Origin of the sequence: Paenibacillus allorhizoplanae (genome assembly GCF_927798215.1) — a bacterium.
Lineage (GTDB): Bacteria > Bacillota > Bacilli > Paenibacillales > NBRC-103111 > Paenibacillus_E > Paenibacillus_E allorhizoplanae.
On sequence record NZ_CAKMMW010000005.1, the window covers coordinates 1 to 15,520 of the forward strand.

A 15,520-nucleotide genomic window follows, 5' to 3' on the forward strand; every position below is an offset into this window, starting at 1 on the left:
CTATTAAGTAATCAATACTCAAGTGAAATTGAAAAATATGATTTTTTAATAGAAGGTGCATCATCATTAAAACGATATAAATTTGAAATCTGTCCTTCATGTTTGAAAGAAATTTCTATTTCAATAAACCCGTCCGCTTGTGAGTTATGCGGTCATGATGATGAGGATTTAATGGAAGAAGAAATTAAACTATACAAAAGTGAGGCCAGAAAGTTAAAAATTAAACGAACAAAATTATATGAGTTTATAGAGATGCAAGAAGAGAAAAAAAATAGCATCGATATATCTTATTCAAACAAGTTTAATGTACTCCAAAAAGATGAGACGAAGTTAGATCATCTAAGGAAAGAATTTGTAAGTCCATTTGTGTTACAAATTGAGCAATTGAATTATGAAATAGGTGAATTAAATAATCAAATATCTGATATTGAAAAAAATATTCAAATTCATCAACAATACCTAAAAATAGTCGATGAGTTAACACGAGAAGAGGGGCATTTAGATAAAATAAAACAACGAATTAGTGAAATTGAGTCAAATAGTAATGATAAGTCCTCCGTAATTACAAATCTATCTACATGTTTTAATTGGATATTGGAAAACTTTAACTTTCCAAAACTGCAAGATGCATATATTAAACCTAAAGATTATCTTCCGTACATCCGGGGGAGAAAATATAATGAGCTTGGAAGTTTAGGCGCTGTTACAATGATCACTATGGCTTACTATTTATCAATACTAATCTGCGGAACAAAGGAAGATAATAATCATCCAGGTTTTTTAATTATTGATTCCCCCAGAAAGAATTTAGGAGCAGATTCTAAAATTGAAGATGAAGAATTCAAAGATGAGGCAATATTTAATTCTATAATTAAGTTTTTTTTATTACTTGATAAAGAGTATAAGAATGATTTCCAAATAATTGTGATTAACAATGGCTATCCAGATTTTGTGAGTAAGGATTTAATAATAAAGGAATTCGACGGAAAAGGGACTAAAGGTTTACCGTATGGATTAATTGATGATATTCATAACATATGATTTTCTAAATATTAATTCTTATAGTCACTTGAATATAAAAACTAGGAACTTTTATTAATCATCCATTAGACAAGTAGAAGAACAAATAAAAAGGACACCAAATTTTCTGGTGTCCTTTTTATTTGTTCTTATTTAACCCTTTCCGATATGCCTCTACAGCAGCTTGTGCTGCGGCGCGAGCTATTTCCAGTTCATCCTCTGTGTATTGATCGGCTCCTCCGAAGAAAGCGCGGCCAATGTTCGATTCTGTTGTTGCAATTTTGCCCCCTGAAGAGGCCGGGATGTAATTTAATTTTTCAAGTAAATCTGGGTAGGTTACATCTTTAAGGTGTTTAGCAAGTATTTGAAGAGTTTCAGGAGAAGCTTTATGGGCACCTGATTCAATTCTGTTTATTGTTGAGTGGCTTACTCCTGACTTGTCGGCTAACTCTCGTTGACTCCTGAACCCACTTTGCTCACGGATCGACGAGAAATAAATAGCAAATTCTTTTAAATCCATAGTATCAACTCCATAAATACATAATAACAGAAATCTGTTGCATAGTTGAAACATATAGCGTCTCAATCGTGAAATTTATTGTTGCAAGCTTGTTACAACAATGTTATATTAGTTTTGTAACAAGCGTGAGACATTAAAGGGGAGGAGCTGAAGTAGTTGAAAGTTATTCTGAAACCAGGAGTTCTTGAAAATCTACAAAAAGAATTGAACATGAATGATCAAGAATTTGCCGATCATATAGGCGTTTCAAGAAGTCATTTGTGGAGAGCTAAGATGCCAATAAGTGATAAGCGTTTTTCTTTAGGACAAGATTTTATTGCTAGAGTTTTAAATACTTTTTCTGGATTCACATTTGAGGAGATATTTTTTTTGAATCAGTTGTCTCAAGATTGTGACAGTTCGGATTCAAATAAAGCTATATAAAGGAGGTGATCATATGGAACAACAAGTCGAACGAAAAACCTTAACTGTTGACGAAATCGCATCATATCTAGGAGTGCATCGCGATTCTGTATATACAATGGTACGTAAAAAAGAAATCCCACACTTCAAAGTAGGAGCCCGCATCCTTTTTCGAATGGAGACAATCGAGACCTGGATGAAACAACAAGAAAGTCAAAACCATCGGTTAGCACAATAAAACAAAGCCCGCTGACGGAGAAAGTTGTCAGCGGCTGCGGGGAGGGGAGATGAAACGATCATCTGTAGCTCCATCTTAAATTGCTTCAATGTCACGAAGCTACATGGTTCTAGTGCTAATTTGTCACATTATTTGAAAGGTGGTGAAAAAAATCGCAATTGGAAAAGCCATTCAAGCGTTCCGAAGAGAAAAAAACTTAACTCAAGAAGAACTAGCAAATCGAATTCCAATTGATCGTTCTGTACTTGCCCGAATTGAAAGCGGAGAGCGTCCATTACCTAGCGGTTATGACACGGTGGTATCCGGACTCTCCTGGAAACTCGCTCTCGAAATAGCTGATGAAAGGACTGGAGGCTACATATCAAACATCCTAGAGGATGTTCCAAATCTGGATTTACATCCAGCAGCACTTAAAGATGTACTACTTAAACAACTTGCAGAAGCAGGGAAAGCATTGGAGAGGCTGTCTATGGCAAAACACATTTCCCCTGAGAAACGAAGAGAAAGCGCAGAGACAGTTTGGCATGAGATGAGGGTTGTCATTGAAACAGCAAATGTCATGCAAGGTGTTCTGGAGGAAGAGTTCTGTTTAGACAGAAAACGAATGATCCAGAAACATGAATTTGAAATTAAAAAATGTGATCGTTGAGAGGAGGTGAAAATATCTGCCGCTGATTCTTGTTAGCAAAGACGTTGGTACATATGCACATTTGAGTAAGTTGTATTCCTATTTAGAGGCTTTGCGGACTCACCCAGGCTACTTTCATAAGGAGGTGAGACCTGCAGCAGAGGATTGGCTTCGAGGGGCAATTACTACCTTGGAGAAAGAATTATATGGAGCAGAAAAAGAAGCAGCCACCGGCCAGGGTGACTACTTTAAGATTACGAATTTTGAAAATAACATCGCTTCCAGTATACCGACAGAACGACAGCAATTCAAGGACTCATTTTTTTTGCCTATAAATCTATGAATATATCAAATCAAAATAAGAGGAGAAGCAAACATGTTGAAAGCAACTGGAATCGTAAGAAAAATAGACGACCTAGGTCGTGTAGTTATACCAATTGAGCTGCGGAGAACTCTTGGGGTTGAAATTAAAGATTCCATTGAGATTTTTACGAACGGCGACAGCATTGTTTTAAAGAAGTATGCTCCGGGTTGTGTGCTTTGTACCAATATCGAAAACATAAAGCCAGGTCCCGGTGGGAAATTAATTTGTAAGAGCTGCATTAGCCAAATTCAATCTATTTAAAATTCGGGAGGTCGTTTAAATGAATAAACAAACAATTATCGCACGGTTAATGGAATTACCAGAACTTATCGCAAATGCTGAGATTGCCCTAATCAATGCACAAAACAATTTCAATATTGCTCGCTCTCAGCTAACTCATAGGGAGGATGGACTATATCTTGGGGTTTTTGAAGATGAAGGAATGGTCATCGACGGCAAAAACGCTGAAATTCGAAGTGCGCAGCTTCGTAAGTTTTCGGCAATTGAACGAAACGAGGTAGCTCGCACAGAACACCTTACTATGGAGTCTCGGTACAAACTGGACAAGTTGAAGACGGAACTTAAGGCGTTGCAGTCTATTGTGGATCTGCTTAAGGGGGCGGCGTAATTTGAACGAAGTCACTGTTATTCATCCTCAAGCTTCTAGCGGACAAGCTGGCTGCGGAACAATCATCGATTACGAATTCGGCAGTGCAACAGATTTACGTAAGAAGTTGGCCGATATGAAGCAAAAGCTAAATTTAACGAAGGAGTTTTTCCGCGAAGTTATGCAAGAGGGTGTTGACTACGGAATTATTCCAGGAACAGATAAACCCACTTTGCTAAAACCAGGCGCCGAAGGGCTGTGTGAATTTTACAATTTTGCTCCAACGATTGCAAGCAAGGTCGAAGATAAAAACTTCGAAACAGGTTATTACGGAGTGGATATCACAATTCGATTAATCCACCGCGGATCAGGCGCCATCATTGGTGAAGGCGTAGGGCATGCGAATACATTTGAAAGTCGGTACCGCTGGAGATGGGTATCAGATAAAGATCTTCCTAAAGGTGTTGAAAAAGAGGACCTCGTTAGTAAAGAACGTTCTGGTAAATATGGCAAGTATCAATCTTATCGTATGGAAAATGACGATATGCATTCCATTTGGAATACGGTTCTAAAGATGGCTAAGAAGCGTGCGCTTGTTGATGCTACCCTGGCTGCTACTAGGTCCAGTGGAATCTTCACACAAACTGAGCAGGAGTTAGAGGCTTATCTGGCTGGTGAGGATCCGGATGGAGAAGGAGAGAATCCGACGCAATCCAAAGCTCAACAGCAAAACACCCAGAACCGGCAGACTAGTAATCGCAGCACGGGTACAGGTAATTCTGGTCAATCAGGAAAGGTGGTTCAAAAGAATCGAGTTTTGGATCTCATGAAAAAAGCTGCTTTAGATTGGAATTCTCTCGCAAAAGAAGCCACGATTGCTTTGAATCGTGATATTAAAAAGGTCGTTTCAGATATTCAAACGGATGCAGATTGGAAGACAGTCGGAGATCATCTTGAATTCCTAATCGCAGCAAGCCAGTCCGATCAAAAAGAAATGAAATTCGATATCCCAGAAAACTTGTGAGGTGAACAACTTTGAAAATAGCTCATGTTGCAGATAGTCACTGGGGACTTGGTTACCCGGGGCCAAATCCATATTCGCGGTTTGAAGACATAACAAGAGCAATGGATTGGGTCGCTGATCGGATTATTGAAGAAGGATGCGAGGTTGTACTCTTTGCGGGGGACGCCTTCAAGGATGCCAGGGTATTCATTGATCGCGCCACTATTGAGATTGCGGCGTTTACGCAGTGGTTGCGGCGGTTAAGCGGTGCCGGGTGTAAGGTCGTTGTGATTAGTGGAACACCTTCACACGATGCCGTTTCCGCCTACGAGATCATCAAAGAAATGTCCATACCTAATGTCACGATCTTTACTTCCCCAGGCGGTCTCGTATTAGGTACACCGGATAATGAATTATCCATAAGCTGCCTCCCCGGTATGAATCGTAGTCAGTTTGCCACTCAAGAAGAGTTTAAAGATTTATCTCCTAATGAGTTTCATCAAAAGATGACGGCATGGATTTATGAAAAGTGTTCTGAACTGGTATTTCATGGCAAGGGGACCAACATACTCATGTCTCATCTAACGTTTGACCTGGCTGATACAGGCTTTGAAGACGTGCTTTTGATGAACGAACCGATTCTTACCGATGAGGCTGCACAGCTGTTCGATCTAGTCGCTCTTGGCCATATTCACCGGCCACAGCAAGCTGGGAGAAATGTCTTTTACAGTGGTGCTCCTGAACGTCATAACTTCGGAGATGAACGCACGAAACCGGGTTTTTGGATTCATAAATTAACAGCAAAGCAAACCTTTGCATCTTCCTTTATAGAAACGCCTGCTCGCCGATTTAAAACTATTGATTGGTGCGATATGGATATTGAAGCTTGGCTGGATGGGCAAGTGGATGAGTTTGCCGCTGTAAAGGACGCTATCGTCCGGGTCCGGTACACCTGCAGCGAAGATCTACAGAAGCGATTCGATCGTAGGACGTTGGAAAAGTCTTTATATGATGCTGGCGCATTCTATGTACATGAAATCAAAGCAGACTTTGAACGCTCGGATCGCGTTCGTGACGTTGAGGTTACTGAGAGCCTTGGTCCGCAAGTTGCACTAGCTAAATGGTGTGAGAACCAAGGCATTAAAACAGCGGAAATAAGCGAGCTGCAGGCACTCACCGCTGAACTAATGGAGGCGATCTCATGAATCCATTAACGTTAGAAATAGTTAACTTCCGCGCAATTCCTTTTGCACACATAGATCTAACAGACGTTACGATTGCTGCAATATGCGGAAGAAATGGTGCAGGGAAGAGCTCAGGTTTCACCATGGCACCAAGATTTGCATTATTCGGTGATGTAATCGAAGGCGTCAGTATGGATGATCTCGTAAGGCGGGGCACGCAAGACATGGCCGTTACTTTTACATTTGAACATCAGGGCAGTACCTACCGAACGATCAGGACACGCTCAATTAAAGGTAATGGTAAGAGCACTTTGGAGTTTCAGCAGCAAATTAATGACCGGTGGGAGAGTAAGTCAGCTGAGAAAATCAAAGACACGGAGGCAGTAATCCGCAGTCTCTTGAATCTTGATGATGAAACCTTCACAGCATCGAGCATGATTATGCAGGGGAAAGCAAATGAGTTTACGGCTAAGTCAGCCGGTAAGCGGAAAGAGATCCTGCAGCAGATTCTCGGGCTAAATGTTTATGATCGTCTCCAGGACGCGGCCAGGCAGAAGGCGGCGGTGCTCCATTTGGAGATTGAGAAAGCTAAAGATAAGTTAGCCGAGATTGATGAACGTCTGAAACTAAAACAATCCAAAGAGGAGTTATTGGAAAGTTTGAATCAAGATGCCGACGCCATGAAATCATTCATACATGTTAAAGACAATGAGCTGAGACAACTGGAAGAGAAGATTCACATGCTTCAGGCCAAGGTTGAGAAAGCATTTGAGCTAAGCAAACAATTAAATTTAATTTCCAAGGAAATCGCGCCGTTCGACATTGAGAAAGAAGGTCTTGTCGCAAAGTTAGGGAGAGCGGAGAAAATCTTATCTAAAGAAACAGAGATTCTTAAAAACACAGATGAATATTACCGTGTTAAAGACCAAATAACGGTGCTTGAGGCACGTAGGCCAGAGCAGGAACGATTAATTGCTGAGCTCGAGAGAATAGAAGTGTCTACTTCAAAAATCAATAATGATATTATTCCACTCGATCACAGAATTAGAAACCTGCAGCAGCTGCTACAGAGCCGGGAGTTATTTATGGCGAAGGCGGAAGAATATACGGCCGCAACTTTACAACTTAAGCATATGGAGGATCTTGCTGAACAATGGGATGCAACCGAGAAGGAAATGTTGGATGTTCGTGCTCAATTCAACTCGGAGCAGGCACGGGTCAATACGTTAAAGAGCTTATTAGAATCTGAAATTCGCATGCTTGATGCCAAGACATCAATGCTAGAAGATTCAAATTGCTTTGATGTCACCAAGGCAGCTTGCTTGTTTCTGTCAGATGCACAGAAAGCGAAACAAACGTTAACCCGAAAAAATGAGGAATTGAACAGCATCGACTTATCAAAATTAACGACATTAAATAAATCAATGAACAGTATGAGTGAGAAGCAACAAGAGATTGGTTATGATTTTGCAGCTCACCGGTCATTAAAAGTACGTATTGAGGAACTAAGACCACTGGCAGAAGAAGCAAGTCAGATTCAAGCGAAGGAAGAGCTACTTGATAGCTTGCAGGATCAAAATAAAGGGCTAATAAATCAATTGGATGAGCTTGCTCAGAAGCAGCTGAATGTTAATAGCGAGCTTAACTCATTGCGAGAAGCACTAGCGCCCTTACCTGCGCTTCGTAGCAGTTTGGATAACCTGCAAGCTTGGGCAAATTTGAAAGAACAAATTGGGGCTGCGTTTGAGGCCAAAAAGAATGCAGTAGCTCGTATCGCAGCCATTGATCTTGAGTTACAAACAAGGGCTTTACGAATTATTGCAATAGAGGAAGAGAGAGCGTTGCTTGTAGTAGAAGCTCAGTGTCTAGATGCTGCCTTAACTGAGTTTCCCATCATCAAACGTGAGCTGCAGCAATTGCGAGATCGAGAACATATTCTTACCGAACAGATAGGCGGCTTGAAGAACGAGCTAGCTGCTCTGGCTAAGGATGAGCTGCTTCGGCAGCAACTTGCTGATGAGTTGGAGCCAAAGTCGAGAAAGTGGAGTAGATATCAAACACTAATCCGAGCATTTGGCCGTGATGGTATCCCAGCTTTAATTATTGAGAATGCAGTTCCACAGCTCGAGCGTATCGCTAATGAGATTTTAAGCAAAATGTCCAAAGGAAAGCATTTCATCCGATTTGAGACACAACGAGAGCTGAAAAGCCGGGACGGTGTCCAAGAAACACTAGACATTATCATTGGAGATTGGACGTCTGAGCGGCCATATGAAACGTTCTCTGGTGGTGAGCAGCTTCGTATCGACTACGCTATACGGTTTGCCCTAGCGGAGTTACTGGCGCAGCGTGCTGGCAGTAAAGTGGAATGGCTGACGATTGATGAGGGACTAGGGTCCCAAGATGCTGAGCACCGCGGACTAGTTCTAGAATCCATTAAGGCAGTAGCAGATCGATTCAAGAAAGTACTTGTTATCACACATATTGAAGAGGCGCAGGCTGTGTTTGAACAACAGATATACTTTGAAAATACAGAAGCTGCGGTACGTGTAAATGTGGCATGAGCCAACTCGAGGGCGGAGCACCACTCACGAGGTCTGGTGTAGGGAAACGTATTTGGGATTTGTTTGAGACGGATCCTGGTCAATTTAAGAAAGAGGTTATCGCCTATTTTGCTACTGCTTATCCGGGATTTACGGTTGTGAGAGCAAAATACCCAGACATTTATTTGAGAGACGATCGGAGGCAGTCACTTTGAAAAACGGAAAAAAACCAACCCGGCAGCAGCAGGTTGCGATTATCGCAGCCAACTTGGATCCAAAGGATTGGCTCATTATGAAGAACTTATCCAGTGAACTACATATCCTGCACCGCGTTAAAAAGGACTCAAAAGTTATACCTGCTTAACGGTTACTGCATCGTAAAGCGTTAATTAACAGAGGAGCCCGCGGGAGGGGATGACACATGAATGCCTGAAAACCACATAATTCCTGTCTCCAGCGGGCTTTTTGAACATCGTGATCGCATTGGCTCGGCAATCTGGGAATTCCTCTGGTGCATTGATGCCACAACTGGTGAAGAAACAGATGGGGACGGAGCTCGATGGGGGCTTGTACATGGCGGCGTCCCGGTGAAGCATGAGAGGATAGCTCAAGAAATTGGTTCCAGTCAGGTCACGGTTCAAAGAAATTTGGCTAATTTGAAGAGTCGAGGTTACATAAATTCAGTCAGAACAGCACGAGGCGAAATCATAAAAGTTGCCAAAAATAAGAAGGAAATGGATCAAAAGAGATACATCAAATTTGATAGATCACTCGAAAGTGATACATCAAAAATGATAGATCACAGAGAAAGTGATCTATCAAAAATGATAGATCATAGCGAGAGATACATCAAAAATGATAGATCAGATGCGAGTGATCTATCAAAAATGATAGATCTAAAAGACTTTAAAGATCTTAATACTATTACTACTACTATTATTTATCCAGAATTCGAACCTGAAAAGAAAAGCCCGTTATTACAACTGCTGGATGCGTATTGCCAGCTTAACCAAAAGTTTGACATTCACGTTAAAGCAAAAGAGCGCGAAGCCATGGGTAAGATGGTCGCCGGAGGTATGCCTAACCCTTTTACCATCCGAACTATGGAGCTCCTCCTTGAGGACAAGCGCAAACGTGAAGGGAATAGCTTCAAGCTTCCAACCAGTTTTCTTTATTACGAGAACGGGATTTGGGAGGCTTGGAGAAATGAGAATGCCCAAACTATCCCTGTGTCGTCAGGTGAAGTCGCCCCGGGTAAGGCTCATAAAACCAAGCAAGAACAAGCTTTTAACATGCTTGATCAGATCGCAAGGGAGGAAAGGGAGCGTGAACAGAGCGGAAGTCACCCAGTTGCTCAAGAAAATTAAGGGGAAATACCCTGGCTTTCAAATCCCTAATGATTTGCCGTCGCTGCAAACCATGGTGGATGAATGGCTGGAAGATCTGGAGAGCACCCCTTTTGAGGTGGCAGCAGAAAACTTACGTCGGCATTCAGACAGCGCTGAACAATGGCCACCAAGTATTGGCAAGCTCAAGCAGCCCTTAAAGACCGAAGAAGAGCTGTATCACGAATCCATGAAGCGATCAGCTCAAGAATTCTTGTCAAAACGAGATGAATGGTTGAAGACTTCGGTCGGTCTTCCTGATCACATCAAATCCATAATGAGTTTGCCATACGAGCAGAGGCTGGAGGCGATCCGAACATATGCAGCAGCAAATGAACGATGACTTGAGCGCTGAGCAGGCTGTTCTTGGTGCCATTTTCATTGAAAATGAAACGATGACTGTCGTTTCTGAACGGCTGTTACCAGGTGACTTCTTTGAACCTAAGCACCGAATCATATACGAGTCCATGATTGAGCTCTACGATGCTGCAGAGACGGAAACACCTGTTGATCTTTTGACCGTCACGAAGCATCTGCAAAGGCGACAGCAACTTGAGCATGTCGGCGGTGTCGAGTACCTCGTGGATCTGACAAGTGCAGTACCTACAGTGGCTAACGTGGATTATTACGCCAAGATCGTACTAGAATCTTCACTTGAGCGAAAGACTCGCTCAGGAATGCAAAAGATTTACCAAAACAATGATCTAACGGCCGGGGAAATGGCAGCTCAAGCGCAGGCTATGGCTGAAGAAGTTGCGGAACGATCTGCTAACAAGAAGGCTGGATTCAAACGGATCGATCAAGTCAGTATGCAGGTGTTCGAGCAGATTGAAAAGAACAATGCGAATCCAAATCCCGGAGGCATCACTGGTATTTCATCTGGGTTTGTTGACCTGGATAAACAGACCTCAGGTTTTCAAAGGCAGGATTTAATCATCATCGGAGCAAGGCCGTCAGTCGGTAAGACAGCCTTAGCATTGAACGTAGCGCAGAGCGCTGGCACGACAAGCGGGGAGACAATTGCAGTTTTCAGCCTGGAGATGGGCGCTACGCAATTGGTTCAGCGAATGCTCTCCTCGGAAGGCCGGATTGATGCTAGTCGAATGCGCAGCGGAATCATGGAAGGCGATGATTGGGAAAAGCTGACCATGGCGATCGGAGAGTTATCCAGGTCTAATGTCTACATCGACGACAGTGCTTCGATCACGGTAAACGAGATTCGAACTCGTTGCAGACAGCTTAAGAAAGACACGGGATCCCTCGGACTCATACTCATTGATTACCTTCAGCTAATCAGCGGATCCGGTCGTAGTGAGAATCGGCAGCAGGAAATCTCCAAGATCTCACGTACGCTCAAGCAAATTGCAAGGGAACTGGACGTGCCGATCATTGCGCTTTCCCAGCTCAGTCGTGGCGTAGAGCAGCGCCAGGACAAGCGACCGATGATGTCAGACCTTCGGGAGTCAGGATCCATCGAGCAGGATGCCGATATCGTTGCCTTCTTATACAGGGATGATTATTACGACAAGGAATCCGAGAAGAAAAATATTATTGAAATCATCATAGCTAAGCAGCGAAATGGTCCGGTTGGTACGGTAGAGCTTGCTTTCCAGAAGAATTATAACAAGTTCGTTAATCTGGATCGTACCTTTGAGCCAACAATTGAAAAGCCAAAGAGGTACCCGACGCAGGGGAATGAAAAGCGTCGTTGGGCATAAACAAGGAGGGAATTGTATATGAAATGGAAGCAAGAGCTATTGTGGGTGAAGCGTAATGAACATGGTGTGGCTTTGAGAGTTGAGGAAGAGCGTCCTCCGGGTGTGCCGGCCGATCAGTTTGAGGATGAAGAAGAAGTTGGTCTGGTAAACACTTCAACTGAGAAATTTGCGATATTCGCTTCGCTGAATCGCTATTTCGAACTAATTCAAATTATTAGACCAACTTTGCAGCAAGCAGAAGAGGCGATCATATTGCTGTGCCAATTGTATGGTGCTTCAGATGAAGATGATTTGTTAGAACGTGGAGAGCCACAACTAATTGAAACTTACACGGAATTGAAATCTAAAATTTTACAAGTAGCTATATAGACATAAAAAGATCCCCCGGCTCCTAGCAAGACCACGGGGGTTCAAACGTATGTTCCCGTCACCTATATTAACACACTGCGGGGGTGTGAGGGAATGGGAAAGAACGATTTATCTGATGGATACAAGCAAACGGCGGCCATTTTGAGAAAGCTGGCTGACGGTAAAACAAGTAAGATAAAAGAAATCGAGCAGCAGGAAAATGATAAGTGTTTGGATAGTATTCTTGGTAAACATGATGAGCTCTCAGTACTGCAGGCGGATCGTCGGATCATTAATGAAATGATAGCAGACTGTGATTGGACGGTTGAATGGCTGGACAGTGGGCGCCGGCCCGGGAACAAGAGGGGGATTGAGCGGAGGGCAGCATATCAGCGAGAGAAGTTAATGGATCCGGTTCGTATGCAGGCTTATATTACACAGAGCTCGGCAGGGAGTCCAGCGAACCTTTCTGATTGGCAAAGGTTTCAGATTGAAGATGCGTTATCCAGACTTAGTGATCGAGAGCGAGAGTGTTATGTCATGGCACATGGTGAGTGTTTTTCGTTCAGCGAGATTGCTGAGATGCTTGGGATTAGCAAAGGAAGCGTTGAGGTTTACGTGACGCGGGCTCACAAGAAAATATCGGATGATTTGCAGAATAGCCTATTCCTTGTGGGATAGGTTTTTTTATTTTTTCATCTCCATGTCGAGCGCATTTTATGCATCATAAAAAAAAAGGGAGCAGGCCAGCAAGAAACGGTCCGATCCCTAGTAATTTTACCCGGTTTGATTAACTGTTAATGAAGAAGTTATGAAGGGAATCTAGCTGCTTCAAAGTGCGTTCCAGCAGAAGATGCTATAATAGTAGAATTGATTTGAGTATCTACGAAGACTTCGACATTATCTCCACTTTGTAATCGCAAAATTCCACTAACAGAAATAAATGGACTTACAACACCTGGGTTTACTATTTCAGTGTCGAGAATTAATTGTGTACCACCATTTACTCTTATTTGAATAACACCATATTGATCACTAATTGTACTATTCTGGAAACGCACAGCTGCCCAAAGAGCATATACACCGGATTGTTTTGGTGTAAAAGTTGATGTAACTGGATCGTATTCATTATTTAAGTCAAACTCTTCAAATCCATATAATACTTTTGTTTGACCACTAGTCGCCTGATCTACAGTAGGTGAAGCTCTAAATGCTGATTTTGGATCAGTGGCTCCTGTAGCTCCAGTTACTCCTCTCGCACCTGTAGCACCAGTAACACCTGTGGCACCTGTCGCACCTGTAGCACCTGTAGCACCTGTAGCACCTGTAGCACCTGTAGCACCTGTAATTCCAGTCGCACCTGTAACACCCGTAACTCCTGTTGCCCCGGATTCTCCTGTCGCACCTGTCGCACCTGTCGCACCTGTTGCACCTGTTGCACCTGTTGCTCCCGTTGCTCCCGTTTCACCTATTGCTCCGGTAGCCCCAGTTGCGCCTGTTTCACCAGTAACACCTGTCGCACCTGTTGCACCTGTTGCACCTGTTGATCCCGTTTCACCTATTGCTCCGGTAGCCCCAGTTGCGCCTGTTTCACCAGTAGCACCTGTGGCGCCGGTTGGTCCAATTAGACCCGTAATTCCTGTCGGCCCTGTAGCACCAGTCGCCCCAGTAGCTCCAGTAGCTCCAGTCGCACCAGAAGCACCAGTAACACCAGTCGCACCTGTTGTGCCTGTAGCTCCAGTTGCACCATCTGCTCCGGTGGCACCAGTGTTTCCTGTTGCACCAGTTGCCCCTGTGGATCCAGCTTCACCAGTCGGACCGGCAAGGCCTGTTGCGCCTTGTAGACCTGTCGCACCTGTTGCTCCAACAGCTCCTATAGAACCCGTAGCTCCGGTTTCACCAGTAGCCCCAGTAGCACCCGTAGCACCTGTTACTCCTGTAGCCCCAGCAGGTCCTATAGATCCAATTTCACCTGTCGCACCAGTTGCCCCAATAACACCAGTGGCTCCAGTAGCGCCAGTGACACCCGTAGAGCCTGTTGCTCCAGTCGGACCTGTCACTCCAGTAGCACCAGTAGCTCCTGTTGCTCCAGTCGGAGTTGGACCTTCAGGAAATTCGATTTCTATTTTCCCACCATTGTACAGTTCAATTTCAATTTCCTTAACCTGAATCCAATCAATGAGTGCTAAAAAATTCTCAAGTTCAGACATTCTTTGAATGGGCCCATCGCCTTTATCGAATTTCAATTTGTATTCAGTACCATTAAAATACTCGATTTCAATTTTTTTAATGTTCATAATTCCTATGATTCCAATTAAATCCATTAACTGAGCAAGTTTACTCAAAAGCCTCACACCTCCTTATTCCTTGTACAAGCGCTCTCTGTTTAATGGGAACTTTTTCTAGTTCCGTACATTATATGTGTACAAACTTTCATTGCATGGACGAATCAATAGACTTGGAGATTGTTTTTCTAACGAGGGGAATCAATAGTTAATAACCACCTTAAAATATAAGGTGGAGGGGAGTACTGTTCTTCTATGAGATAGTTGGAATGCTCGGGGTGAGTAAAGGGAGTGTAGAGGTTTACGTGACTCAGGCTCAGAAGAAAATATCGGATGATTTGCAGAGTAGCCTATTCCTTTTGGGATAGGTTTCTTTATGTAAATTTTATATTACCAACTTAATATTGTGGTATAATTTGATAGGTTCATTGCTGTGTATAGATTTTAAAAGCAGAAATATCCATGTGAAAGATATAGAAAATATAGGTGATTTTATGAGTGATATAGAACATGAAAAAAGTAAAAGTAATAATATTTTAAAATTACCAAATTATTTTGAAAGAGTTTCTAATTTGCTTAACTTTAAAAAGGTTGAAATGCCTAAAATACAAATTGACCCACAAAGATATTATTTAGCAGCCGAGAATTTAGGTAAAAGGGGATGGACAATTCCGTTTTCATTTACACCAAGACAAATCGCTTTTTTTGAAGAGCCAACATTAACAAGCGAAGAAATAGACAACTTTTTTCATGCTTACTATTCTGATGAAGACAACTTTAATAAGCTATTTCAAATGATATATAGTATATCTTCTTTAAAACAGTGGCATTTAGCGATTCGGCAATGCGAGATTGCACATAGAAAAGAACTATTTATACTTTCAATTAGTACACTATTGCCAGTTTTGGAGGGTATATTATCTAAATTTGAAAATGACAAGAATAATATTAGAATGATTAAGGTCTGTAAACAAATGCTGGATGATTCACTAACCAAAGAGTCCTGGGTTTTTTCCACTATTTGGAATTCCTGTTTTCATTTTATAACTACACTTTATGCTAAATCAAACTTTTCAGAGGAAGAACCTATATTGATAAATAGACACTGGATTCTTCATGGAAGAACAGAATTTAACAATTCTGAACTAGACTCAATTAAACTATTCAATGCATTGGAGACAATAGCCAACATTATTAAATTCAATTTCAGAAATAATTCTTAGAATTTTTGATATATATTTTCTAAGTTTCATTATTACAAAACAATAGAAGGAG

The 15,520-nt window shown here is 42.3% G+C and carries 18 protein-coding genes and 1 pseudogene; 17 read left to right on the top strand and 2 right to left on the bottom strand.

Features of this window, described 5'->3' with window-relative positions; all coding sequences use genetic code 11:
* Positions 1 to 1,041, top strand: a pseudogene (locus tag L6I86_RS10650) (hypothetical protein); the annotation flags it as partial.
* Positions 1,042 to 1,159: 118 nt separating this feature from the next.
* On the opposite strand, the gene L6I86_RS10655 reads toward L6I86_RS10650, so the two are convergent.
* Positions 1,160 to 1,540: a helix-turn-helix domain-containing protein gene (locus L6I86_RS10655; RefSeq protein ID WP_236286962.1), complete on the bottom strand. Its 381-nt coding sequence runs from the start codon at positions 1,538 to 1,540 to the stop codon at positions 1,160 to 1,162.
* A 156-nt stretch (positions 1,541 to 1,696) separates the two neighbouring features.
* Between L6I86_RS10655 and L6I86_RS10660 the strand changes: the two genes are divergently transcribed.
* The 15 genes from L6I86_RS10660 (at position 1,697) to L6I86_RS10730 (ending at position 12,641) form a co-directional block, all read left to right on the top strand.
* Complete coding sequence (locus tag L6I86_RS10660) at positions 1,697 to 1,963, top strand: hypothetical protein (protein WP_236286964.1); 267 nt, start codon at positions 1,697 to 1,699, stop codon at positions 1,961 to 1,963.
* Between the two features lie 13 nt (positions 1,964 to 1,976).
* A complete protein-coding gene (locus L6I86_RS10665; protein WP_236286966.1) occupies positions 1,977 to 2,180 on the top strand; it encodes a helix-turn-helix domain-containing protein in 204 nt (67 codons plus the stop codon).
* Positions 2,181 to 2,322: 142 nt separating this feature from the next.
* Positions 2,323 to 2,829, top strand: coding sequence for a helix-turn-helix domain-containing protein (locus L6I86_RS10670; protein WP_236286968.1), 507 nt, complete (start codon positions 2,323 to 2,325; stop codon positions 2,827 to 2,829).
* Positions 2,830 to 3,184: 355 nt separating this feature from the next.
* On the top strand, positions 3,185 to 3,433 hold the full coding sequence (locus L6I86_RS10675) for an AbrB/MazE/SpoVT family DNA-binding domain-containing protein (protein WP_276574837.1): 249 nt from the start codon (positions 3,185 to 3,187) through the stop codon (positions 3,431 to 3,433).
* A 19-nt stretch (positions 3,434 to 3,452) separates the two neighbouring features.
* Positions 3,453 to 3,800, top strand: a complete 348-nt coding sequence (locus tag L6I86_RS10680) for a hypothetical protein (RefSeq protein ID WP_236286970.1) — start codon at positions 3,453 to 3,455, stop codon at positions 3,798 to 3,800.
* Position 3,801: 1 nt separating this feature from the next.
* On the top strand, positions 3,802 to 4,803 hold the full coding sequence (locus tag L6I86_RS10685) for a hypothetical protein (protein WP_236286972.1): 1,002 nt from the start codon (positions 3,802 to 3,804) through the stop codon (positions 4,801 to 4,803).
* 11 nt (positions 4,804 to 4,814) lie between these two features.
* Entirely contained in the window at positions 4,815 to 5,987 is a 1,173-nt protein-coding gene (locus tag L6I86_RS10690) for a metallophosphoesterase family protein (protein WP_236286974.1), read from the top strand.
* Positions 5,984 to 8,530, top strand: a complete 2,547-nt coding sequence (locus L6I86_RS10695; protein ID WP_236286976.1) for an AAA family ATPase — start codon at positions 5,984 to 5,986, stop codon at positions 8,528 to 8,530. Before L6I86_RS10690 ends, L6I86_RS10695 begins: the two co-directional genes overlap by 4 nt.
* Positions 8,527 to 8,724, top strand: a complete 198-nt coding sequence (locus L6I86_RS10700; RefSeq protein ID WP_236286978.1) for a hypothetical protein — start codon at positions 8,527 to 8,529, stop codon at positions 8,722 to 8,724. The genes L6I86_RS10695 and L6I86_RS10700 overlap by 4 nt, the downstream gene beginning before the upstream one ends.
* Positions 8,721 to 8,873 carry a DUF6906 family protein gene (locus tag L6I86_RS10705; RefSeq protein ID WP_236286980.1) on the top strand — a complete coding sequence of 51 codons (153 nt, stop codon included), beginning with the start codon at positions 8,721 to 8,723 and terminating at the stop codon, positions 8,871 to 8,873. Before L6I86_RS10700 ends, L6I86_RS10705 begins: the two co-directional genes overlap by 4 nt.
* Positions 8,874 to 8,934: 61 nt before the next feature.
* On the top strand, positions 8,935 to 9,876 hold the full coding sequence (locus L6I86_RS10710; RefSeq protein ID WP_236286982.1) for a helix-turn-helix domain-containing protein: 942 nt from the start codon (positions 8,935 to 8,937) through the stop codon (positions 9,874 to 9,876).
* Positions 9,836 to 10,237, top strand: coding sequence for a replicative helicase loader/inhibitor (locus L6I86_RS10715; RefSeq protein ID WP_236286984.1), 402 nt, complete (start codon positions 9,836 to 9,838; stop codon positions 10,235 to 10,237). Before L6I86_RS10710 ends, L6I86_RS10715 begins: the two co-directional genes overlap by 41 nt.
* A complete protein-coding gene (gene dnaB, locus L6I86_RS10720) occupies positions 10,215 to 11,612 on the top strand; it encodes a replicative DNA helicase (protein WP_236286986.1) in 1,398 nt (465 codons plus the stop codon). The genes L6I86_RS10715 and dnaB overlap by 23 nt, the downstream gene beginning before the upstream one ends.
* 18 nt (positions 11,613 to 11,630) lie before the next feature.
* Positions 11,631 to 11,981, top strand: coding sequence for a hypothetical protein (locus L6I86_RS10725; RefSeq protein ID WP_236286988.1), 351 nt, complete (start codon positions 11,631 to 11,633; stop codon positions 11,979 to 11,981).
* Positions 11,982 to 12,074: 93 nt separating this feature from the next.
* Complete coding sequence (locus L6I86_RS10730) at positions 12,075 to 12,641, top strand: sigma-70 family RNA polymerase sigma factor (protein WP_236286990.1); 567 nt, start codon at positions 12,075 to 12,077, stop codon at positions 12,639 to 12,641.
* Positions 12,642 to 12,769: 128 nt separating this feature from the next.
* Here L6I86_RS10730 and L6I86_RS10735 read toward each other — a convergent pair whose 3' ends face one another.
* The gene (locus tag L6I86_RS10735; protein ID WP_420851872.1) at positions 12,770 to 14,305 is read right to left on the bottom strand and encodes a collagen-like triple helix repeat-containing protein; all 1,536 of its coding nucleotides are present in this window, start codon (positions 14,303 to 14,305) and stop codon (positions 12,770 to 12,772) included.
* Positions 14,306 to 14,709: 404 nt separating this feature from the next.
* On the opposite strand from L6I86_RS10735, the gene L6I86_RS10740 reads away from it, so the two are divergent.
* Complete coding sequence (locus L6I86_RS10740) at positions 14,710 to 15,468, top strand: hypothetical protein (protein WP_236286992.1); 759 nt, start codon at positions 14,710 to 14,712, stop codon at positions 15,466 to 15,468.
* Positions 15,469 to 15,520 lie beyond the last annotated feature (52 nt).